This window comes from Curvibacter sp. T50 (assembly GCF_057219955.1).
The window spans coordinates 1,766,382-1,788,339 of sequence record NZ_JBXVVU010000001.1; the positions used below are offsets into that span (position 1 = coordinate 1,766,382).

The 21,958-nt window shown below is 63.5% G+C and carries 23 protein-coding genes and 1 pseudogene; 10 read left to right on the forward strand and 14 right to left on the reverse strand.

Annotated features, from left to right (window positions below):
• Positions 1-366: pseudogene (locus tag AC2EBU_RS08405) on the forward strand (hypothetical protein); the annotation flags it as partial.
• A gap of 102 nt (positions 367-468) precedes the next feature.
• Here the strand turns inward: AC2EBU_RS08405 and AC2EBU_RS08410 are convergent.
• The 7 genes from AC2EBU_RS08410 to AC2EBU_RS08440 all read right to left on the reverse strand — a co-directional run bounded on the left by AC2EBU_RS08410 (position 469) and on the right by AC2EBU_RS08440 (position 6,496).
• A complete protein-coding gene (locus tag AC2EBU_RS08410) occupies positions 469-1,383 on the reverse strand; it encodes a carbohydrate kinase family protein (protein ID WP_484609904.1) in 915 nt (304 codons plus the stop codon).
• 60 nt (positions 1,384-1,443) lie between these two features.
• A complete protein-coding gene (locus AC2EBU_RS08415; RefSeq protein ID WP_484609905.1) occupies positions 1,444-2,385 on the reverse strand; it encodes a DUF3426 domain-containing protein in 942 nt (313 codons plus the stop codon).
• Between the two features lie 33 nt (positions 2,386-2,418).
• On the reverse strand, positions 2,419-3,300 hold the full coding sequence (gene prmA, locus AC2EBU_RS08420) for a 50S ribosomal protein L11 methyltransferase (protein WP_484609906.1): 882 nt from the start codon (positions 3,298-3,300) through the stop codon (positions 2,419-2,421).
• Positions 3,301-3,386: 86 nt separating this feature from the next.
• Positions 3,387-4,736 carry an acetyl-CoA carboxylase biotin carboxylase subunit gene (gene accC / locus AC2EBU_RS08425; protein WP_484609907.1) on the reverse strand — a complete coding sequence of 450 codons (1,350 nt, stop codon included), beginning with the start codon at positions 4,734-4,736 and terminating at the stop codon, positions 3,387-3,389.
• A gap of 19 nt (positions 4,737-4,755) precedes the next feature.
• Positions 4,756-5,241: an acetyl-CoA carboxylase biotin carboxyl carrier protein gene (gene accB, locus AC2EBU_RS08430; protein ID WP_484609908.1), complete on the reverse strand. Its 486-nt coding sequence runs from the start codon at positions 5,239-5,241 to the stop codon at positions 4,756-4,758.
• Between the two features lie 101 nt (positions 5,242-5,342).
• Positions 5,343-5,906 (reverse strand): TlpA family protein disulfide reductase, encoded by a 564-nt coding sequence (locus AC2EBU_RS08435; protein ID WP_484609909.1) that lies wholly within the window; start codon positions 5,904-5,906, stop codon positions 5,343-5,345.
• Positions 5,903-6,496, reverse strand: coding sequence for a hypothetical protein (locus AC2EBU_RS08440; RefSeq protein WP_484609910.1), 594 nt, complete (start codon positions 6,494-6,496; stop codon positions 5,903-5,905). Before AC2EBU_RS08440 ends, AC2EBU_RS08435 begins: the two co-directional genes overlap by 4 nt.
• Positions 6,497-6,798: 302 nt before the next feature.
• Here AC2EBU_RS08440 and mpl point away from each other — a divergent pair, with 302 nt between their 5' ends.
• Positions 6,799-8,325 carry a UDP-N-acetylmuramate:L-alanyl-gamma-D-glutamyl-meso-diaminopimelate ligase gene (gene mpl, locus AC2EBU_RS08445; RefSeq protein ID WP_484609911.1) on the forward strand — a complete coding sequence of 509 codons (1,527 nt, stop codon included), beginning with the start codon at positions 6,799-6,801 and terminating at the stop codon, positions 8,323-8,325.
• Between the two features lie 95 nt (positions 8,326-8,420).
• Here the strand turns inward: mpl and AC2EBU_RS08450 are convergent, their stop codons facing one another.
• The 6 genes from AC2EBU_RS08450 to rodA all read right to left on the reverse strand — a co-directional run bounded on the left by AC2EBU_RS08450 (position 8,421) and on the right by rodA (position 14,305).
• Positions 8,421-8,732 carry a hypothetical protein gene (locus AC2EBU_RS08450; RefSeq protein ID WP_484609912.1) on the reverse strand — a complete coding sequence of 104 codons (312 nt, stop codon included), beginning with the start codon at positions 8,730-8,732 and terminating at the stop codon, positions 8,421-8,423.
• A 131-nt stretch (positions 8,733-8,863) separates the two neighbouring features.
• Positions 8,864-9,988: a 3-deoxy-7-phosphoheptulonate synthase gene (locus tag AC2EBU_RS08455; protein WP_484609913.1), complete on the reverse strand. Its 1,125-nt coding sequence runs from the start codon at positions 9,986-9,988 to the stop codon at positions 8,864-8,866.
• A 246-nt stretch (positions 9,989-10,234) separates the two neighbouring features.
• Entirely contained in the window at positions 10,235-11,695 is a 1,461-nt protein-coding gene (gene tldD / locus AC2EBU_RS08460) for a metalloprotease TldD (RefSeq protein ID WP_484609914.1), read from the reverse strand.
• A 67-nt stretch (positions 11,696-11,762) separates the two neighbouring features.
• Positions 11,763-12,101, reverse strand: a complete 339-nt coding sequence (locus tag AC2EBU_RS08465; RefSeq protein ID WP_484609915.1) for a YegP family protein — start codon at positions 12,099-12,101, stop codon at positions 11,763-11,765.
• A gap of 131 nt (positions 12,102-12,232) precedes the next feature.
• Positions 12,233-13,141: an NAD(P)-dependent oxidoreductase gene (locus AC2EBU_RS08470; RefSeq protein ID WP_484609916.1), complete on the reverse strand. Its 909-nt coding sequence runs from the start codon at positions 13,139-13,141 to the stop codon at positions 12,233-12,235.
• A gap of 9 nt (positions 13,142-13,150) precedes the next feature.
• A complete protein-coding gene (rodA, locus tag AC2EBU_RS08475; RefSeq protein ID WP_484609917.1) occupies positions 13,151-14,305 on the reverse strand; it encodes a rod shape-determining protein RodA in 1,155 nt (384 codons plus the stop codon).
• A gap of 47 nt (positions 14,306-14,352) precedes the next feature.
• Between rodA and AC2EBU_RS08480 the strand changes: the two genes are divergently transcribed.
• The 8 genes from AC2EBU_RS08480 to ruvC are packed head-to-tail and all read left to right on the forward strand — an operon-like array spanning position 14,353 to position 21,742.
• On the forward strand, positions 14,353-14,934 hold the full coding sequence (locus AC2EBU_RS08480; RefSeq protein ID WP_484609918.1) for a YqiA/YcfP family alpha/beta fold hydrolase: 582 nt from the start codon (positions 14,353-14,355) through the stop codon (positions 14,932-14,934).
• A gap of 39 nt (positions 14,935-14,973) precedes the next feature.
• A complete protein-coding gene (locus tag AC2EBU_RS08485) occupies positions 14,974-17,031 on the forward strand; it encodes a ribonuclease catalytic domain-containing protein (RefSeq protein ID WP_484609919.1) in 2,058 nt (685 codons plus the stop codon).
• Positions 17,028-17,894 carry an energy transducer TonB gene (locus tag AC2EBU_RS08490; RefSeq protein WP_484609920.1) on the forward strand — a complete coding sequence of 289 codons (867 nt, stop codon included), beginning with the start codon at positions 17,028-17,030 and terminating at the stop codon, positions 17,892-17,894. Before AC2EBU_RS08485 ends, AC2EBU_RS08490 begins: the two co-directional genes overlap by 4 nt.
• A 20-nt stretch (positions 17,895-17,914) precedes the next feature.
• Entirely contained in the window at positions 17,915-18,763 is an 849-nt protein-coding gene (gene aroE, locus AC2EBU_RS08495) for a shikimate dehydrogenase (RefSeq protein ID WP_484609921.1), read from the forward strand.
• Positions 18,760-19,512 carry a monofunctional biosynthetic peptidoglycan transglycosylase gene (gene mtgA, locus AC2EBU_RS08500; protein WP_484609922.1) on the forward strand — a complete coding sequence of 251 codons (753 nt, stop codon included), beginning with the start codon at positions 18,760-18,762 and terminating at the stop codon, positions 19,510-19,512. Before aroE ends, mtgA begins: the two co-directional genes overlap by 4 nt.
• A 25-nt stretch (positions 19,513-19,537) precedes the next feature.
• Positions 19,538-20,149: a lysophospholipid acyltransferase family protein gene (locus AC2EBU_RS08505; protein ID WP_484609923.1), complete on the forward strand. Its 612-nt coding sequence runs from the start codon at positions 19,538-19,540 to the stop codon at positions 20,147-20,149.
• 12 nt (positions 20,150-20,161) lie between these two features.
• Positions 20,162-21,151, forward strand: a complete 990-nt coding sequence (locus AC2EBU_RS08510; RefSeq protein WP_484609924.1) for a phosphatidate cytidylyltransferase — start codon at positions 20,162-20,164, stop codon at positions 21,149-21,151.
• Between the two features lie 42 nt (positions 21,152-21,193).
• Positions 21,194-21,742, forward strand: a complete 549-nt coding sequence (gene ruvC / locus AC2EBU_RS08515; protein WP_484609925.1) for a crossover junction endodeoxyribonuclease RuvC — start codon at positions 21,194-21,196, stop codon at positions 21,740-21,742.
• Positions 21,743-21,772: 30 nt separating this feature from the next.
• Here ruvC and AC2EBU_RS08520 read toward each other — a convergent pair whose 3' ends face one another.
• A complete protein-coding gene (locus tag AC2EBU_RS08520) occupies positions 21,773-21,949 on the reverse strand; it encodes a hypothetical protein (protein ID WP_484609926.1) in 177 nt (58 codons plus the stop codon).
• Positions 21,950-21,958: the final 9 nt, after the last annotated feature.

Genomic DNA, 21,958 nt, shown 5'->3' on the forward strand with positions numbered 1-21,958 from the left:
GCGGCTCCGGCGAAGAAGGCTGCGGCTCCGGCGAAGAAGGCTGCGGCTCCGGCGAAGAAGGCTGCGGCTCCGGCGAAGAAGGCTGCGGCTCCGGCGAAGAAGGCCGCGGCTCCGGCGAAGAAGGCCGCTGCTCCGGCGAAGAAGGCCGCGGCTCCGGCGAAGAAGGCCGCGGCTCCGGCGAAGAAGGCTGCGGCTCCGGCGAAGAAGGCTGCGGCTCCGGCGAAGAAGGCCGCGGCTCCGGCGAAGAAGGCTGCGGCTCCGGCGAAGAAGGCCGCGGCTCCCGCAAAGAAGGCTGCGGCTCCGGCAGCACAGACCACGCTCAATCCGCAGGCTGCCTGGCCGTTTCCGACAACCAACAAGCCCTGAGCGGTACCGGCCTGTCGTTATGACCAAACGGCGCCGAGAGGCGCCGTTTTCTCTGATTCGGCTTCAGGCTTTATCCATCCCTGTGCCGCCGCTCGAAGACCGTCATGTCGGCGGGACTGAGCTCCGAAGTGCATCCGGGATCGCATAGTTCTGGGGACCACGTTGGGCAATTTTCAGCGCGCCAACCTGATTGCCGAGTCGCGCACATTCCACCAGACTCCATCCACGCTCGAGGCCGAAGAGCAAGGCGCCGCGCCAGGCATCACCGCAACCCGTCGGATCGAGCACCCGCTCCGGTGCTACCGGTTCGACCATCCGCCTGTTGCCGCCCTCCCAGACCTCACAGCCCTCGCTACCCAGCGTGATGAACATGCCCTTAACCCGAAGGGACAATTCCGCCGGTTCCAACCCGGTTCGGTCACAGAGCATCTTTCCTTCGTAGTCATTGACTGTGACCCAGGTAGCGAGTTCGACAAAATGCCGCAATTCCTCGCCATTGAACATCGGTAAACCCTGTCCGGGATCGAACACGAAGGGAATACCTGCCCGGTGCAATTGCTCCGCATGCTCCAGCATGGCCTGCCGCCCGTCCGGTGCAACGATGGCCAGGGAGACCCGTCCATCGACCGGAACCGTCGTTCGATGGGCCAACGCCATGGCACCCGGGTGAAACGCCGTGATCTGGTTGTTGTCCCTATCGGTCATGATCATCGCCAACGCCGTATAGTTATCCGGCAGGACGCGAATCTGGTCACAACAGATCCCCAACGCCTCAAAGCGCGCCAGGTAATCCGCCCCATCGGCACCCACGGTCGCCATCGGAAGCGGCTCCCCGCCAAGCATTTTCAGGCTGTAGGCGATGTTGCCGGCACAGCCGCCAAAATCCCGGCGCAATGCCGGCACCAGAAACGAAACATTCAGGATGTGCAACTGGTCGGGAAGAATCTGCTCCGCGAACCGCCCCTCGAAACCCATGATCGTGTCATACGCCAGGGACCCGCATACCAATACCGCCATATCGTTCCATCTTTCCGTTGCAAGTAAGAAATTGTCGGCCGACCGAGATCCGAACACCGATCAGGGATAAAAGACCACGACCCGATAGCCACCGATCACCGTCCCTGGTGGTGGGTCAACCGCCAAGGTGAGCGAGACCGACTTCTCTGTGGCCGCTGGGAACTCCGTCGCCCAGCCAAGTTGAGTGGAGTCAATGACCTTGCGGATGACGGCGCGGTCCTGCAGGTCGGTCAGGGTCAACTCCACGGCCGGCGCAGCGACCGCGAAGGCCGAAACATTGCGCACGCCCACTGTCAGGCGGTAGATGTCTGATCGCAAACGACTGAAAGCCGATGCGTCAATGACCACCGAATCGATCCGGCGCCAAGGCCGGACGACACACCCGATGGGTGCGCAGAGCGCATCCAGCCCGGGCCGAAGTCCCGGCCACTGTGATGCCAGGCGGTCTCGCTCCTGAAGCGCAATCTGCAGGAACAAACCGGCAAACAAGAGTACCGCCGAAAGAACCATGCCCAGACGGACTGAGCGACGGCGCCAGAATTCCCGCTGCCGGGCCTGCCGAACAAACGATACATCCGCCGTCTCTTCGACCCCGGCTGGCGCAATTGCCGGCGCCGAGGCGACGGTGGCGCGCGCTGCGACAGGCGCAGGCTCCACCCGAGCGGCGGGCTGCGCATTGCCCCAATCAGCAAAATCGATATCGGGTGCTGCCGGAGCCGGGCGGCTCGCGGTGGTATCGGCCCGCGATGACGGTGCTGCAGTGGCAGTACCGGTCGGAACCGACCGGGTCGCAACCTGCGCCGGATCGGGCTGCTCACCGGGCGATACGGCAGGCCCGGGTGTGCGGCTCGGCTCCGGACTCACGGAGTCCTTCAGGTACAACCGGGCGTCGAATACATCGCCACAGTGCCCGCAGCGCACCCACCCTTCGGAGATGCGCAACTGGTCCGGAACGACCTTGAACATCGTCGCGCACGAGGGGCAGCGGGTGATCATGTTCATCGGCAACCCATTGTACGGAGCGCCCCGGCTCAATCAACACTGCGCCGCCATGAGAATCCAGCCTTCTTCCCGATCTGCGACGTGCAGGGCCGCCCAGGGTCGATAAGCCTCGATCAATTCGTCAGCCTGGCGCTCCAGAATGCCGGCAAGCACCAGCGCGCCGCCCGACGCGACGTGAGCACACAGCAGCGGCGCGAGCACCTTCAGCGGTGTTGCCAGTATGTTGGCCAGCACCAGATCGTAGTGACCGCTGGCCAGTTCCGGAGAACCCGCGCGCAACACAACTCCGTTCGCGTGGGCGTTTTGGCCCGTGGAGGTCACGGCAGCGGGATCGATATCGACCGCGTCTACGTCGGCGGCCCCCATCAGCGCCGCACCAATGGCCAAGATTCCCGATCCACATCCATAGTCGAGCACGCGGGGACCCGGCAAAGGCCGCGTGGCAATCCATCGCAGACACATGCGTGTTGTCGGATGGGTACCCGTCCCGAAGGCGAGCCCCGGGTCCAGTCGGATGACCTCGCGGGCTCCGGCGGGCGGCTCATGCCAGGTCGGAACAATCCAGAAACGGGGGGTGATCTCGACCGGCGAGAACTGCGACTGGGTCAACCGGACCCAATCCTGGTCGGGGACTTCGGCCACCGACACCACCTGGCACCCAACGAAAAAATCCTGGGCGGCCAGCAACTGCGCCGCGTCGCTGGCGGCAGCCGCCGAATGAAACAGCGCCCTCACCCGCGAGCGCTGCCAGCCATCGGCGGGCGCCGGCATACCCGGTTCTCCGAACAGGGCCAGTTCGGCATCCGTATCGGCGTCGGCGTCTTCCACCGAAACACTCAGGGCATCCAGCGCATCCAGCGCTTCGCCGATCGGCTCGACTCGGTCTTCGGGGCACTGTAGCGCGAGTTCAAACATGGGAGGATTTTCCAGAAGTGGGAACACGGCGACCGATACAACCCGAGCGTCGGACCGAGGTCCGTCGCCTCAGCAGCAGCGGTGCATCACCGTGCGCGGTGTTCGAGCCAGTGCTCCAGATAATGGATGTTGGTTCCACCCGCCATGAACTTGGCATCCACCATCAGGTCGCGGTGCAGGGGAATATTGGTCTTGATTCCTTCGACGACCGTCTCCGCCAGGGCGGTCTGCATGCGCGCCAGCGCCTGTTCGCGGGTGTCGCCGAAGACAATGATTTTGCCGATCATCGAATCGTAGTTCGGCGGAACAAAGTAATTGTGATAGGCGTGGGAGTCCACCCGCACCCCCGGACCGCCCGGCGCATGCCAGAGGGTGATCCGACCCGGAGAGGGTGTGAACTTGTAGGGATCCTCGGCATTCACCCGGCATTCGATGGCATGTCCGCGCATCTGGATCTGGCGCTGGGTGAAAGGAAGCTTTTCCCCGGCGGCGACCAGAATCTGTGTGCGGACAATGTCTACACCGGTGACCCATTCGGTCACGGGGTGTTCCACCTGGACCCGGGTGTTCATTTCGATGAAGTAGAACTCGCCGTCTTCGTAAAGAAACTCGAAGGTTCCCGCGCCGCGGTAGCCGATTTTCTTGCACGCCGCCACACACCGGTCGCCAATACGTTCGATCAGACGACGCGCGATGCCAGGGGCCGGTGCCTCTTCGATCACTTTCTGGTGGCGCCGTTGCATCGAACAGTCCCGCTCGCCCAGATAGACAGCGTTCTTGTACTTGTCGGCCAGAATCTGGATCTCGATATGGCGCGGGTTCTGCAGGAATTTTTCCATGTAGACCGCCGGATTGCCGAACGCCGCCCCTGCCTCGGAGCGTGTCATCTGGACTGCGTTGATGAGCGCCGCTTCGGTGTGCACTACCCGCATGCCGCGCCCGCCGCCACCGCCGGCGGCCTTGATGATGACCGGATATCCGATCGTCTTGGCAATCCGGCGGATCTGCACCGGGTCTTCCGGCAGTTCACCGTCTGAACCCGGGACACACGGTACGCCAGCACGAATCATGGCCTGCTTGGCAGCCACCTTGTCACCCATGATGCGGATGGACTCCGGGGTCGGCCCGATGAACTGAAAGCCGCTGCGCTCCACCCGTTCGGCAAAGTCGGCGTTTTCACTCAGGAATCCGTAGCCGGGGTGTATGGCCTCCGCATCCGTTACCTCCGCGGCGGAAATGATGGCCGGCATGTTCAGGTAGCTCAGCGACGACGCTGCGGGCCCGATACAGACCGCTTCGTCGGCCAGCTTGACGTATTTCGCGTCGCGGTCGGCCTCCGAATAGACCATGACCGCCTTGATTCCGAGCTCCCGGCAGGCACGCTGGATACGCAGTGCGATCTCGCCCCGGTTGGCGATCAGAATTTTCTTGAACATTGCGCTTTCGCGGACCGGGTTACTCGATGATGAAAAGGGGTTGACCATATTCGACCGCCTGACCGTTTTCGCCCAGAATCTTCGTCACCGTACCACTCTTGTCAGCCTCAATCTCGTTAAGGATCTTCATGGCCTCGATGATGCACAAGGTGTCACCTTCCTTCACGGCGCTGCCCAGTTCGACAAACGGGGCAGAACCCGGGCTGGCGCTGCGGTAGAAGGTGCCGACCATCGGCGACTTGACCAGGTGGCCTGCGACTTGCTCCGGCGCTGCGGCAACCGGCTCGGTCGGCAAGGGGCCGACGGCAGTCAGTGCTGACGCGACGGGAGCCGCTGGCAACACGGCCCCCGGTGCGGACGGGGCTGCTGCCATGACCACGGGTGCGCCTGCCGAAGGGACCGCCTTGACGATACGGACCTTCCCCTCGGCTTCGGTGATTTCCAGCTCGGATACGTTGGACTCCGAAACCAGATCGATCAGCGTTTTGAGCTTGCGTAAATCCATTGTGGTCTCCAAAAGATGACTTGCCTGGAATTTACATCAATTTCCGTCAATTTCAGACAATTCCCATGAAACGCAGTGATTTGCGCCCATCACGATGGCGATCAAGACGATGCGAGCGCCACCCAGGAGCGCAGGTCGTCTGCGGAAACCTTGCCCATTTTACGGTGCTGCACCCTTCCGTCCGCGCCAAAGACAACGGTAAACGGCAATCCGCCGGACAGATTGCCCAGCTGCTTGCCCAGTTCCGCACCGGACGATCCGGCTATGGCGACAGGAAACGCGAGCGGCTGGCGCGCGAGAAAAGCTGCAACCGCCTCGTCACGATCGACGGCGATACCAACAACTTGCCATCCTTTTGCGATGTTTTGACGATAAAAGTCGTTCAAAAGGGGAAGCTCCTCGATACAGGGCGGACACCACGTCGCCCAGAAGTTCACCACCAGCGGACGCCCCTGAAACCGGCGCAAATCCAGCAAGGCGCCGTCGGGTTGGGGAAGTTTGAGGGCCCAGACCAGTGAGGCAACACCCTCGTCGACGGCAGGCAATCGGTAGCGCCACCAGGCGAGGCCGGCGCCGGCGCCAGCGGCTGCCAATGCAACTCCGGACATCAGCCAGCGGCGGCGGGAACCGACTTCAGCCGGTATTGAGTGGGCGGGAGTGGTCACGGCGCGTCCTGACCCATTCGCTGGAGCAGCGCCGCACGATCACCCCGCGGCCGCCTCCCCTGACGGTCGGCGCGCAGCGCGCCACGAAGATCATCGTGGTCATGAATCATCAGATGTATCCCCACGTGTTGGGCCAGCGCGTCACAGCGCACCTGCAGACTGAGCGCGTCGACGGGATCGCCCTGGAATCCCGTCACCCGGGTGACCTGGTACGCCAGACCTTTGTCAATCAATGCGATTTCCGCCGATTTCGGATCATCACAGAACAATTGCAGATAAATGTCGCTATTTCTGGTGGCAATCCCAGACCACACCGCCCCACCGATATGAGGCCGAAACTCCTGCAGCCGCTCCATCCAGGTCAAGGCCAGCTCGCGCAGGCTCTGCAATTCCCGAGGCTGGGTGTCCGCACAGAACACGGCAATATAGTCGCGCACCGCGGCTTCGACCGTGTCGTTGTCCGGCAAGGCGGTTCGTGGCGGCAGGCGTAACTCCCGCAGGGCTTGCCGCTTCGCTGCGCCCATCCCGAGCCCGTCCTGCACCACCAGCCGCGCTGCGACATGAGCCAGTTCGCTTTGTGCGTTGTCCATGGGAGCGATTGTGCCCGCTGCCACGAATCCCCGGTCGCTTGCGGTCATGGGCAGCGGGTGAGCCCACAAACTGCACGCCGTTTCTTGATGACGGATCGCACCAACGAGGGCGAAATTCGCATTTCGGGCAGGAGGATATTCATCGACAGGCGCACGACAACTTTATTTTTCATAGCATCAGATGACCTTTCTACGCTGGGTACGACCTCAAAATGAACCAAAACGGCGATCGGGGGGCGGTTTGGCTGCCAGGGCGCGGCGCCGACCCGTCTGACGGTACCTGGCAACCCTAGAATCGGCCCATGCACATTCATATTCTTGGCATCTGTGGCACCTTCATGGGCGGGCTTGCCGCCCTCGCGCGGGAGGCTGGCCACACGGTCACCGGCTGTGACGCGGGCGTCTACCCCCCGATGAGCGACCAGTTGCGGGCTCTGGGCATCGAACTGATCGAAGGTTTTGATGCCGACCAGATGGCGCTGCGGCCCGACATGTTTGTGATCGGCAACGTCGTCAGCCGCAGCCGGCGTGCCGACGGCAAGCCGAAGTTTCCCCTCATGGAAGCCATCCTTGACGCGGGCGCGCCCTACACCAGTGGCCCCCAATGGCTGTCGGCGCAGGTTTTGCAAGGCCGCCACGTACTGGCAGTCGCCGGCACCCACGGCAAGACCACCACCACGTCCATGCTTGCCTGGATTCTCGAAGAGGCGGGCCTCCACCCCGGCTTCCTGGTCGGCGGCGTTCCACTCAACTTCGGCGTCTCCGCTCGCCTGGGTGGACCGCAGGCCCGCCCCCAGGACGGATCAGCCCCCTCGGGGGGCAGCGACCCGCGCAGCGGGGGAGCGTGGGGGCCCGGCGAGCCGGCGCCGGGCCGTCCCCAAGACGGATCAGCCCCCTCGGGGGGCAGCGACCAGCGCAGCGGCGGAACTTGGGGGCCCGCGTTCGTCATCGAAGCCGACGAGTACGACACCGCATTTTTCGACAAGCGCAGCAAGTTCGTCCACTATCGGCCCCGAACCACCATTTTGAACAATCTGGAGTTCGATCACGCGGACATCTTCCCTGATCTTGCCGCTATCGAACGGCAATTCCATCATTTGCTGCGAACCGTCCCATCCACCGGGCGCATCGTGGTCAACGGACTGGAAGAAAGCCTGGCCCGCGTGCTGAGCCAGGGTTGCTGGAGCGAGGTGCGCAGCTTCGGGGCGGCCGTCAGCGATTTTCAGGCCCATGGCGAACCGGGCCGGTTTGATGTGGTCCGCCACGGCGATCACGTGGGCACGGTGGCATGGCAACTCGGCGGGGTCCACAACCAGCTCAATGCGCTGGCCGCCATTGCCGCAGCCGAACATGTCGGCGTGCCACCCGCCGTTGCGGCCAACGCGCTGGGGCGTTTCCAGAACGTCCGCCGCCGCATGGAAGTGCGGGGCACCGTCCGTGGCATCACGGTTTATGACGACTTTGCCCACCATCCGACCGCGATCCGCACCACGGTGGACGGGTTGCGGCGGCAGATCGGGTCCCAAGGCCGCATCCTGGCGATCTTTGAGCCCCGCAGCAACACCATGAAACTGGGCACGATGAAATCCCAGCTACCCTGGAGCCTGGAGGGTGCCGATCTGGCGTTCTGCCACAGCGGCGGACTGGACTGGGACGCCCGCGCCGCCCTGGTGCCCATGGGGGACCGCGCCCATGTTGCCGACGATCTGAACCGACTGGTGGCCGAAATCACCCGCTGCGCCCGACCGGGCGACCACCTGCTGTGCATGAGCAACGGCGGGTTTGGCAGCATTCACGACCGCCTGCTCAAAGCACTACAAATTCAGTAGCAATAAAAGACCGTTTTACGCTGGGTAGTGCCTGAAATAGCCTGGAATCGCCTCTTTTGCGGCACCCAGGCACCTGCGAAGCGCCTGCGGGCGGGTCAGAAGGACACCGCCATGGTGGCCAGATCGACCGTGACCGCCGGCTTGGCCAATGCGCCGCTGACTGCGCGGGCAAACGCGCCTCCCCAGGTCGCATCGGCCAGTCGGGTGGGGCCGGCTGCCTGTGCAATGACCAGTACCTTGTCCGCCAGAAGGACTTTGCCACTGGCGCGAAGCGGCTCGCATTCCAGCGTTGTGAACTGCTGGTCCAGCCACAACCGCGCCGCCTCGTGGGGCATGGGCTGGACTTCTTCCAGATCAAAACGGTAGTCATGGTCGGCATCCACGAACACCCGGACAAAACTGTGCATCTTTACTCTCCTGCGTCACAAATCACTGTCCGGTACTGTAATGCCGCCATAGGGCAAAACGTCGGTTCGGCTGCGAGGCGGTGCGGTTTTCTTGATTTCGGGCAAGAAACACCGCCCCTGCCCACCGGGGTTCACTGCCCGCGGCGCGCCTTGACCCCCGCAGCAAGGATTTGCAAGGCGGTTTCCGAGTCTTCCCAGCCCAGGCAGGCATCCGTGATGCTCTTGCCGTATTCCAGAGCAGACACCTCGTCTTTGCCCGGGGTGAACTTCTGCGCGCCGGCACGAATGTGGCTCTCGATCATCACACCGAACACCTGGTGCGAGCCTGCGCTCAACTGACCGGCAATGTCACGGGCCACTTCCAGCTGGCGTTCGTGCTGCTTGCTGCTGTTGGCATGGCTGCAATCGACCATGAGCGAAGGTCGCAGGCGGGTTGCCTCCAGCTCCTTGCATGCCGCAGCCACACTGGCAGCGTCATAGTTGGTGCTCTTGCCGCCGCGCAGGATCACATGGCAATCCTTGTTGCCGTTGGTGCGCACGATGGCGACCTGCCCGTTTTTATGCACCGACAGGAAATGATGCCCCCGGGCTGCGGCCTGGATGGCATCGGTAGCAATCTTGATGTTGCCGTCGGTTCCGTTTTTGAAACCGATCGGCGCCGACAGGCCGGAAGCCAGTTCGCGATGCACCTGGCTTTCCGTGGTTCGCGCACCGATGGCGCCCCAGGCGATGAGGTCGCCAATGTACTGGGGGCTGATCACGTCGAGGAACTCACTGCCGGCCGGCAAGCCCAGGCGGTTGATCTCGATCAGCAACTGGCGCGCGATCCGCAAACCTTCGTCGATGCGGCAGCTTTCGTCCAGGTAGGGATCGTTGATCAGCCCCTTCCAGCCGACGGTCGTGCGGGGCTTTTCGAAGTAGACCCGCATCACCACTTCCAGGGTATCGGCATAGCGGTCACGCAAGGGTTTCAGGCGCCGGGCATATTCCAGCGCTGCCGCGGGGTCGTGAATGGAGCACGGCCCGATCACAACCAGCAAACGGTCGTCTTTTCCGGCCATGATCTTCTGGATATGGCGCCGGGTGTCGCCAATAAGCCTTTCAACGGCCGTGCCGCGAATGGGGAAGAAGCGGATGAGGTGTTCCGGAGGCGGCAGCACGGTGATGTCCTGAATACGTTGATCGTCGGTCTCGCTGGTTCGGTCGGCCGGATGCGATTGCCAGACATCGGTGGCTTTGGTCGGTTTGGTGCTCATGGGCTGCTCCTGGAACTGAAAAAACGATGGGTCAAAAAACAGAAAACCGCCGGGCCTGGTGGCTGCGGCGGTTGTCATCGAGGGGTCGGCAATCTACAGCTTCGCCTCTCGTCCGCCAAGGACAGAGAACCAAAAGTAAAAGTAGAAAGCGAAGCGACTCACCATGGCGTCAATGTAGCACAGGAGTGCCCATCGTTTCCTGACAGAGCGGCCTTCGCCGACAACACCGGGGCGTCCGGCCCACGGTCAGGCAGTTCCGCCCACCGTCAGTCCGTCGATGCGCAGCGTCGGCTGGCCCACACCGACGGGCACACTCTGGCCTTCCTTGCCGCAGGTTCCGACGCCGGTATCGAGTCGCAGGTCATTGCCGATCAACGAAACCTTCTTCAGCGACTCCGGGCCGCTGCCGACCAGGGTCGCTCCCTTGACCGGGTACTGAATTCGGCCGTTTTCTACCCAGAACGCCTCACTCGCACTGAAAACGAATTTGCCGCTGGTGATATCGACCTGGCCGCCGCCGAAGTTGGTGGCATACAGCCCGCGCTTGATACTGGCCAGAATCTCGGCCGGGTCCCGCTCGCCGCCCAGCATGTAGGTATTGGTCATGCGGGGCATCGGCAGATGGGCATAACTCTCCCGCCGCCCGTTTCCGGTCGGCGCCACCCCCATGAGGCGGGCGTTCATCGCATCCTGGATGTAGCCGCGCAAGATTCCGTCCTCAATCAGCACATTGCGCTGCGTCGGGCAGCCTTCGTCGTCCAGGTTGAGGCTGCCCCGTCGATCGGCGATGGTTCCGTCATCAAGCACGGTCACCCCTTTGGCCGCGACGCGTTGACCGATGCGTCCACTGAAGGCGCTGGAGCCCTTGCGGTTGAAGTCCCCTTCCAGACCGTGCCCGACGGCCTCATGCAGCAAAACCCCGGGCCAGCCGGGGCCCAGAACCACCGACATTTCACCCGCTGGCGCCGGCCGCGACTGCAGGTTGGTCAACGCCGCCTGAACAGCCGCATCCACGTACTCAGCCAGCCGCTGGTCATCGAACCAGGCCAGACCAAAGCGGCCGCCGCCACCGCCGGAACCCAGCTCGCGACGCCCCCCCTGCTCGGCAATTACCGTGACCGACAGGCGGACCAAGGGTCGTACGTCGGCACCCAGGGTGCCATTCGAACGCATGACCATCACCACGTCGTATTCGCTGGCGAGGCCAGCCATCACCTGGACAATGCGTGGATCCTTCGCCCGCGCCATCTGTTCAACCCGGCCCAGCAATGCGACCTTGGCCGTGCTGTCGAGCGTTGCGATCGGATCGCTGCCGTCATACAAGGTCCGGCTGGGGGCCACGCGGCGGGTTGGCGCCCTGACCCGGCCTCCCTGACCGGCGGCCGCGATCGTCCGCACCGTTCGGGCCGCATCCATCAACGAGGACTCCGAGATGTCATCCGAATAGGCGAAGGCGGTTTTCTCGCCACTGACGGCTCGGACACCGAATCCCTGGTCGATGCTGAAAGAGCCTGTCTTGACAATACCCTCCTCCAGGCTCCAGCCTTCGCTGCGGGTGTACTGAAAGTACAGGTCGGCATCGTCGACACGATGCGCCGCAATGGTGGCCAGCGCCTTGGCCAGATGGCGTTCGGTCAGACCAAACGGCTCCAGCAACAAGGTCCGGGCCTGGTCCAGGCGTTCAATGGTCGGTTCGCGCGAAATCATTCAGCGATTGTAGGCAGCGAAAGAAAAAAAGGCCGCAGTGCGGCCTTTCGCCATCGAGCACCGGGGCTCAGGCGGCGCTCTGGTCGTCCGTGACGGCACCGGGCCCGTTGGACTTGCAGGAGGCAATGCCGTCGTCGCGCGCCTTCTCACTGGCGTACATCTGGCTTTGGCCGATGACCTGCCCGTTGCCCGCCTTGAGCGTGAAATAGGGTGACCCGTCCTTGCCGTTCAGGCGAGCATATCGGGCGTCGTCGCCAGAATTTTTCTTGACGGACTCGATGCCGTTGAGCGCGCTGGCCTTGGCCTCGTACATCTCGCTGGTCAACAGCGTCTGGCCGTTGGACGCATTCAGGGTAAAAAAGAATTTGCTGTTCTTGGACTTCTTCAGAACGAACTTGCCTGCCATCGGTTTCTCCTGATTTCGCCAAGGCACAGTTGGCGCTTTCGCATTGTGGCGCGGCACGACGCAGCGGCGCAAGCGCCGCCCCATGCCGCGTGTGGCATTGCACGCCGCTGTGGCGGTTTGGCATCGCCAGTTCAGCTTTTTGCGATGTGCCGAAACAGCACCGAATCGTCTTCCCCGGCCAGGCCATCGTCACAGGCGCGCGCGAACACGGACGCCACAGCAGCACCCAGGGGGCCGTGAAAACCCGAACTTGTGGCCCCCTCCATGGCCAGGCGGGTGTCTTTGGCCAGCAGACTCAGGTGCGCGCGGGGCGCGGCGTCACCGGCCAGCACGCGCCGCAACCGGTCCCCACCGATCCAACTCTGGCCGCTGGATTGCTCGATCACATCCAGTGTGACCGACAGGTCCAGTCCCCAGGCCTGAGCCAGTGCCAGGGCTTCGCAGGCGGCCACCAGGTTGGTGCCGGCAAGCAGGTTGTTGACCAATTTGGTCCGGGCGCCATCACCCAGACGGCTCCCAACCCGAAAAACCCGTGACGACAAGGCCTGCAGCAGTGGTTGATGGGCGGAAAAAACGGGGTCGGAACAGGCCACCATCAGGCTCATGCTGCCTTCTCGCGCACGCGCCGGGCCACCCGACATCGGCGCGTCAATCACCGTCAGGCCGCGCTCCTGCAAGCGCAGGCCAATACGGACGACATCGTCCGCACCGATCGTCGGACACAGCAGCACCGCCGCGCCGGCCGCCAGACCTTCGGCGACCCCACCGGCACCGAACAGGACCTCCCGCGTCTGCGCTGCGTCAACGACCGCCACGATCACGGCGCCCGCGCCGTCAGCGACGGCAGCGCCGTTGGCACATGCTACGGCGCCTAGCGCCTGCAGCGGCTGAACGCGGGCATCGACAAGGTCACACACCCGCACCGTCCAACCCAGCTCCAGCAAGCGCCCGGCCATGGCCCCACCCATATTGCCCACCCCGACAATGCCTACGGGAATGGGTACTGACGCCGTGTTGTGGTCCGGTCTGCTGGCTGTCATCGTGCCCTCTCAGCTTTGCACCAGGCGTTTGGATTTGGCAATGGACATCAGAATCCCCAGGCACAGGCCCAGTGTCACCATCGCGGTACCGCCATAGCTGATGAAGGGCAATGGGACACCCACCACCGGCAGGATGCCGCTGACCATCCCCATGTTGACGAAAGCGTAGGAGAAAAAGATCATCGCGACCGCACCCGCCAGCAAGCGCGAAAAAAGGGTCGGCGCCTCCAGAGCAATCGTCAATGCCCGGACCACCAGGAAGATGAACAGGCCGATCAGCACCAGATTGCCCGCCAGTCCGAATTCCTCCGAATAGGCCGCAAAAATGAAATCGGTCGTACGCTCGGGAATGAACTCCAAGTGGGTCTGGGTACCTTGCATCAGCCCCTTGCCCAGCATTCCACCAGAGCCAATGGCGATCATGCCCTGGATGATATGAAAGCCCTTGCCCAGGGGATCACGCGTGGGATCGAGCAGCGTGCAGACACGGTTCTGCTGGTACTCCCGCAATACGGGCCAGCGAACGCCTTCGGCGCAGATCGAAGGCTCAAAGGCCACCAGAAGACCGATTCCCAACAGTCCCAGCACCACAGGGGGTATCACCAGGCGCCAACTGAGTCCGGCAAAAAATATCACCGACAGCCCGGCGCCGAGCACCAGCAGCGACGTTCCCAGGTCGGGCTGTTTCATGATCAAGGCCACCGGGACCGCCAGCAGCATCCCGGCCACCGCAAAATCCAGCGGCCTGAGCTGCCCCTCGCGCTTCTGGAACCACCAGGCCAGCACCAGTGGCACCGCAATTTTCAGGATCTCGCTGGGCTGTATGACGACGCCGATGTTGACCCAGCGTTTGGCCCCCTTCTTGGAGATGCCGAAAAGCACCACGGCGATCAGCAAAGCAACGCCCAGGGCGTACAGCGGCACCGCCAAGGTCATCAGGCGCTGAGGCGGGATCTGTGCCACCACAAACATCACCAGCGCGGCAATGAGCATGTTGCGGCCATGATCGACGAAGCGGGTCCCGTGGTCGTAGCCCGCCGAATACATGATCAGCAGGCCCGTGCAGCACAGCGCGAAGACAACGAAGGCCAGCGGGCCGTCATAGCCGCGCAAATGCGGGGCCAGCCGCTGCCAGAGAGACGGTTTGTCGATCACGATGGGCATTCCCGATTATCCTGCGCCAGCGCTCCGGTCACGCCTATCATGGACCCATGCGCACCACCCACCTGCTGTATCTGCACGGATTTCGCTCCTCGCCCCAGTCGATGAAAGCGCTCAAAGTCGGGCAACGGGTCCGCGAGACCCACCCCGAAGTGGTCTGGTCGTGTCCGCAACTGCCCCCGTCGCCGCAAGCGGCGATGGCCGGCGTACTCAGCGGGATTGCCACCTGGCCCAGGGAAACGATGGCAGTGATCGGCTCGTCCTTGGGCGGGTTCTACGCCGCCTGGGTCGCCCGTCAGACCGGCTGCCGGGCAGTGCTGCTGAACCCGGCGGTTCACCCGGCACGCGATCTGGCACGACATATCGGCGAGCAGACAGCGTGGCACAACAGCAAGGAGCGCTTCTTTTTCATGCCAGAGTATGTGGACGAACTGCGTTCGCTCGAGGCCGCCGCGGACCCCGACCCGCAACGGATTTTCCTGGTGGCTGCACAGGGCGATGAAGTACTGGACTGGCGCGAGATGGTCGCGCGCCACCCCTCAGCCCGCCGCAAGTTGCTGGCTGCCAGCGATCATGCGCTGTCCGATTTCGACGACCATATCGACGAAGTGCTGGAGTTCCTGGACTTGTGATGACCGGCGCGGTAACGGCCCCATGGGACAATCCTGGTCATGTATGTATTGTTTGAAGAAGCCGGGAAATTTCACGCCGGACGGGTGCTGTCGGAGGCCGACAGCAGCGCCCAGGTCGAGCTCGACAGTGGCAAACGGGTCAAAGTCAAGGCGGCGAATCTGCTGCTGCGGTTTGAAAAGCCGGCGCCGGCCGAACTGCTGACGCAGGCGCGTCAGGCTGCTGCGGAAGTCGAGCTGTCACTGGCCTGGGAATGCGCTCCACAGGAGGAGTTCGGATTCGCGGAACTGGCGCGCGACTACTTTGGCTCGACCGCTACGGCTACCGAGCAGGCGGCAGCGCTGCTGTGCCTTTTTGAGGCGCCACACTACTTCCGACGCGCCGGCAAGGGTCGGTTCCGCAAAGCTCCGGCCGAAATCGTGCAGCAAGCGCTGGCCGCCATAGAAAAGCGGCGCCTTGTCGCCCAGCAGGTCAGCGAATGGGCCGGCGCGCTGGCCGCCGGCACGTGCCCGGGCCCGGTACGCGAGCAGCTGTTCCGCATCCTGTTCCGTCCGGACAAGAACGCGCCCGAATACAAGGCCGTCGTGGAAGCCAGTCGTGCTACCCAGACGGCACCGCTGGCTCTGCTGCAGCGCGCTGGCGCCATCACATCGGCCTACGCTTTTCACTGGCAGCGCTTCCTGTTCGAGTTTTTCCCGCGTGGCGTCGGCTTTGCGCCGATGCGGGCGCCCGCGATCACTGAGGAACTGCCTCTGGCACCGGTGCAGGCCTATTCGATCGATGACTCCCACACCACGGAAATCGACGACGCCCTTTCGGTTCAGGGCCTGGGCAGCGGCACGGTGGTGCTCGGCATACACATTGCCGCGCCGGCCTTGGCCATTGCGGCCGGCAGCCCCATCGACCTTGTCTGTCGCCAGCGCCTGTCGACGGTTTACATGCCGGGCTACAAAATCACCATGTTGCCCGACGAGGTGGTTCAGGAATACACCCTTTCCGAGGGGCGCGCCGTCCCTGCGCTGTCGCTGTATGTCACCCTGGATGAAGCCACTCTCGAAATCACGGGATCGGAAACCCGCATCGAACGGGTGCCGATCGCGGCCAATCTGCGCCACGACCAGCTGGACGCGGTGGTAACAGCCGAATGGCTCGAAAATCCGCGCTTTGAGCATGAAAACGGTCAATACCCAGCGCAAATAGGTCGCGAAACGCTATCTTTTTTATATCGTCTGGCACAATCCCTGAAGGCCCGCCGCGAAGCGGTCCGCGGCAAGCCCGAGACGTTCAACCGCCCTGATTACACCTTCCGCCTTGAAGGCAACGAAGGCGAACCCACGGGTGAAGAGACCGTACGCATCACCACCCGCCGGCGCGGTGAACCGCTGGACCTGATCGTCGCCGAGGCCATGATCCTGGCCAACAGCACTTGGGGCAACTGGATGGCGGAGCTCGGGGTGCCGGCCATCTATCGCAGCCAGGCCAGTCTGGCGCCGGGCGTGAAGGTGCGCATGGGAACCAAGGCGTTGCCACATGCTGGCATTGGCGTCAGGAGCTACGCCTGGAGCACATCGCCCCTGCGCCGCTACACCGACCTGGTCAACCAGTGGCAGATACTTGCCTGCGTGCGTCATGGCCGGGCGGCAGCGCTCGCAGCGCCCTTCAAGCCCAAGGATGCCGAGCTCTTTTCGATCATCAGCGCTTTCGACGCGGCCTACACCGCCTACAACGCCTACCAGGCGGCGATGGAGCGCTTCTGGACGCTCAAATATGTGCAGCAGCAGGGTATTCGCGAACTGGATGCCAGCCTCGTCCGCGAGGCGCCCGGTGGTGCCTGGCTGGTCCGCGCCGATACGCTTCCACTCGTCTTTCCGGTGCTCGGCGGTCAGAACCTTTCGCGGGGCGCCCGGGTACGGGTGCAGCTGGGTGCGGCCGACGAGATCGCGCTGGACCTGTCCGGCACGGTCGTGGCCCTGCTGGACCATCCGATCGCTGCCGAGACGGGCGAAAGCGGCGAGGACGACGAGGTCGCCGGACCGCTGGCCATTGCCGTCGACTTGGACGAGGCACCGGTGCCACCGCAGGATAATCCGGCCCCGTGATCGTGCGAACTTTTCTCGGCCGCTTGAGCACCCTGCAGTGGGCGTTGACGTTTTCGGTTGCCCTCCATGCCGTGCTGCTGACGATCCGTTTCGTCGATCCGGAGGGCTTCAACCGGGTTTTTCAGGACACCCCGCTGGAGGTCATCCTCGTCAATGCCCAGACCCGGGAACGTCCCGAAAAGGCGCAAGCCATTGCCCAGGCCTCGCTGGCCGGTGGCGGTGACGCCGAGCGGGGTCGTGCGACAACGCCGTTACCCCCATCGGTGCAGCTGGAGGCGGGTGATTCCTTCGAGGACATGCAGCGCCGCATTGACGCCCTGCAGGAACAGCAGATGACCATGCTGGCCGACATCCGCCGTGAGCTGGCAACCCTGCCCCGTCAGGACGAACGCAAGAATCAGGAGAATCCCCAGGCCCAGGCGACCGAAGACAAGCGCCGGCAGCTTCAGAAAATGCTGGCCGAGATCGAGCGCCGCATCAACGAGGAGAATGCGCGGCCCAAGCGGCGCTACATCAGCCCGGCGACGCGCGAGGAGGTCTATGCCGTCTACTACGACAGCCTGCGTCGCAAGATCGAAGAGCGGGGAACCGAACAGTTTCCCGAGACTGCCGGCAGAAAACTCTACGGCGAGCTCACCATGATCGTGACCGTCAACCACGATGGGCGGGTGCTGGAAACCGAGGTGGTGGAGTCGTCAGGGAGCAAAACACTGGATCGGCGCGCCCAGGCTATCGCGCGGGGTGCAGCACCATTTGGTCCGTTCAATGCCGCCATGCGCCGCCGGGCAGACCAGATTGTGGTGGTGTCACGATTCAAGTTCACCCGGGATGACACCCTGGAAACCCGGCTGACATCCCGTTGAAAGCCGGTGAGGACGCTTCCATGGATTTCTACTGCGTCATGGGCAACCCGGTGGCACACAGCCGCTCGCCCTGGATTCACAGCCGGTTCGCCGAACTGACCGGCGAACCGGTACGCTACGACCGCATGCTGGTGCCCCTGGAAGGCTTTGCCCAAGCCATCGGGCAACTTCGTGCGCACGGTGGCCGCGGCTGCAACATCACGGTGCCTTTCAAACAGGAAGCTGCGGCCCTGGCGGACCAGGCCAGTGCGGCCGTCCGTCTGGCTGGCGCAGCCAACACGCTGCGATTCGACGCCGATGGCATTCACGCCGACAACACCGACGGGGTCGGTCTGGTCGCCGACATCACCCACAACGCTGGCTTTTCGCTCGCGGGCCGCTCTGTGCTGCTGATCGGTGCGGGCGGAGCCAGTGCCGGCGTGCTCGGCCCTTTGATCGAAGCGGGCGCTGTGCGCATCACGGTCACCAACCGCACCCCGGAGAAGGCCAGCATTCTGGTCAGGCGCCATCAGGATCTGGCCGACCAGCGCGGCGCAGCGTTGACGGCATGTGCCTTGCAAGACGCGTCATGGCGCGAGCCATTTGATGTGGTGATCAACGGTACCGCGAGCAGCCTGTCCGGCGGCGCCATTCCGGTTCCCTCACAAGTCCTGCAAACCGGAACCCTCGCCGTCGACATGATGTACGGCCCCCCCGCGCAGGGTTTTCTGTCGTGGGCGCAGCACCATGGCGCCATCGCCCGCGACGGACTGGGCATGCTGGTCGAACAGGCTGCCGAGGCTTTTGCCATCTGGCGCGGCGTGCGCCCGCCGTCAGGCCAGGTCCTGAGGGAGTTGCGTGCCCTGCTCGAAGGCGCGGCGCTCCCATGAAGACCCGTTCGCCATTGCGCCAGGCCGGATCGGTGACGCTCTGGCTGGTTCTTGCCTTCCTGTCGCTGCAGTTCTTTTTTGTCGGTCGAATCGCGGTCATGGCGGTCCTCGATCCACAGTCGACGAGCTTTCAACGGTCCGAAGCCTGGCGACTTGCGACCACGGGCAGCTTGCGCTGGCGCCAGCAGTGGGTACCGTATCACCAGATTTCGGACTCGCTCAAGCGCGCCGTCATCGCCTCGGAAGACGGTGATTTCACCAACCACGGCGGGGTGGAATGGGGGGCCATCGAACAGGCCTGGCAAAAAAACAGCCGCGCAGAAGAACAGGCTGCCCGCCGTGCCGCCCAGGCCCGTCCCGGACAGACGGTTCGCTCCGCCAAGCTGGTCGGCGGCTCGACCATCACCCAGCAGTTGGCCAAGAATCTGCTGCTTTCCGGCGAGCGCACCCTGCTCCGCAAAGGACAGGAGCTGGTGCTGACACTGGCACTGGAGGCGTTCCTGCCCAAATCCCGCATCCTGGAGATCTACCTCAACAGTGTTGAATGGGGCGAAGGGGTCTTCGGCGCCGAAGCGGCGGCCAGGCACTATTTCCGCAAGAGCGCCGCCCAACTGAACCACTGGGAGGCAGCCCGTCTGGCGGTCATGCTGCCCAGGCCGCGTTTTTTCGAAAAGACGCCGAACTCCCCCTATCTGAGCAGCCGGGCCGGCACCATCGTGGCCCGTATGGGTGACAGCCAGGTTCCGTAACCTGCACCGTCGTATCATGGCGGCCATGCTGGCCAAACTGATGAGCCTGTTTCTGCTGGGCCTGATCCGGGTGCTGACCGGCGCCCAGGCCCGTTGGGTGGGATGCCCGCCGAAGGCCGAGCAGCGGATCTACTTTGCCAACCACCAGAGTCACGCCGATCTGGTCATGATCTGGGCTGCGTTGCCCCAGGAGCTGCGCAGCATCACCCGCCCGATCGCCGCGCGCGACTATTGGACCCGGACACCGTTCAAGCAATGGATTACCACCGCCGTGTTCAACGCTGTCTACGTGGAACGCGAACGCAAGGGCGAAGAGGACCCGCTGCAGCCGCTGATCGATGCACTGGCCGGGGGTGATTCCCTCATCATTTTCCCCGAGGGAACCCGCGGCAATCAGGAAGAGCCGCAGCCGTTCAAGGCGGGCTTGTACAACCTGGCGCAGCGCTTTCCCGACATCGTCCTGGTGCCTGCATGGATTGCCAATGTGCAAAGGGTCATGCCCAAGGGCGAGGTGGTGCCGGTGCCGGTGCTGTGCTCCGTTACCTTTGGTGCGCCGATCCGTCTCGAGTCCGGCGAGGAGCGGCGTGCCTTCCTCGAACGTGCCCGGCTTGCGGTGATGGCGCTGCGGGATGTGTGACGAGGCGACGCGATGATCCGCATGCTGCGCGAGTTGACCGCAACCCAGCAGGTCGGGGCGTTGTTCGTGCTCGTCTTTGGACTGCTGACGCTGGCATCCATCGCCCTTTTCCTGCGGGCGCTGCGGGAACATCCGGAACCGGCGGCGCAGGCGGCGGCACGGTCACGCCAGAGGGAATATGCGGCTTTGATGCGTACCTCCTGGGGCATGGTCACGGTGTTCTGGCTGGCCTGGGCGACGGGCGATACCATGGCGAGCATCCTGTTCGCCCTTGTTGCGTTTCTGGCTCTGCGCGAATTCATGACCCTGTCGCCCACCCGGCGGGGCGACCACCGCAGTCTGGTGCTGGCCTTTTTCGTCGTCTTGCCCCTGCAATTCTGGCTCGCCGGCACACAGCATTTCGATCTTTTCACCGTGTTCATTCCGGTATACGTCTTCCTTGCGATCCCGGTGGTCAGTGCGATGGCGGACGATCCGCAACGTTTTCTCGAACGCAACGCCAAACTGCAGTGGGGCATCATGGTCTGCGTGTACGGGATGAGCCATGTGCCGGCACTGATGCTGCTCGAATTCCCGCGGTGGAAGGATCGGGGCGCTTTCCTGGTCTTTTTCCTGGTGCTGGTCGTGCAGACCAGCATGGTCGTTCAGCACCTGGTCGGGCGGCGTTGGCCGCGCGCCCCGTTGGCGCCCAACATCAGCAGCAGCTTTCATCTGCGCAGTTGGCTCATAGGTATCGTCAGTGGCGGTATCGTGGGCGGACTCATTTCCGGCATTACACCCTTCAAGCCAGGCCAGGCGCTGGGGATGGCCTTGATTGCCTGTATTGCGGGTTCTTTGGGCCATCTGGTGATGAAAGCTTTGCGCAGGGATCGAGGGGTTCCGTTGTGGGGCGCCCAAGGAAGGGGTCTTACCGGTGCGAGCGGTTTGCTGGTACGGGTGGACGCGCTGTGTTTCGCCGCACCGGTGTTTTTCCACTCGGTTCGTTGGTATTTTGGCCTTTAGCCACAGCAAAAAGGTCGTCGGATGCTACACTTAATATAGCAAATGCGGATTCTTGGTATTGACCCTGGTCTGCAGACAACCGGTTTCGGCCTGATCGACCGGGAGGGCGCGAACCTCCGTTATGTGGCCAGCGGCGTTGTCCAGACCACTCGCGAGGAATTGGGCAATCTGCCGGCACGCCTGAAGGTGCTGTACGACGGCATACGCGAGATTGCCGAGCGTTACCAGCCCGATGTGGCATCGGTAGAAATTGTGTTTGTCAATGTCAACCCGCAGGCGACATTGCTGCTCGGCCAGGCCCGAGGAGCCTGTCTGACGGCGCTGGTATCGTGTGACCTTCCGGTCGCCGAGTACACCGCGTTGCAGATGAAGCAGGCCGTCACCGGCCACGGTCGGGCGGCCAAAGCGCAGATCCAGGAGATGGTCCGCCGGTTGCTCGACTTGCCCGGCGTGCCCCGACAGGACGCGGCCGACGCGCTGGGGTTGGCCATTACCCACGCCCACGCCAGCACAGCCGTTCAGAGACTGGCGTCGGCCGGTGCGCTTGAACGGCGTACCAGCGGCATGTACCGACAACGACGCGTTCGCTGAGCAGGAGCCGGGATCTGGCTTGGCCGGCAGTCAGGCCAGGCGCTCGAGAATCAACACGCCGAAGAAGCCCAGGGCGGCCAGAACGGTCCATTTGAGAATCACCAGTCCGTACCGGCGATAACGAGCCTGACCGGTGCCTGCGTAAAACGCGAAACTGACCCCAGCCGCCAGAAGCAGCACCATAAGGAGCCAGCGAAACAACAACATGGCCGGGGT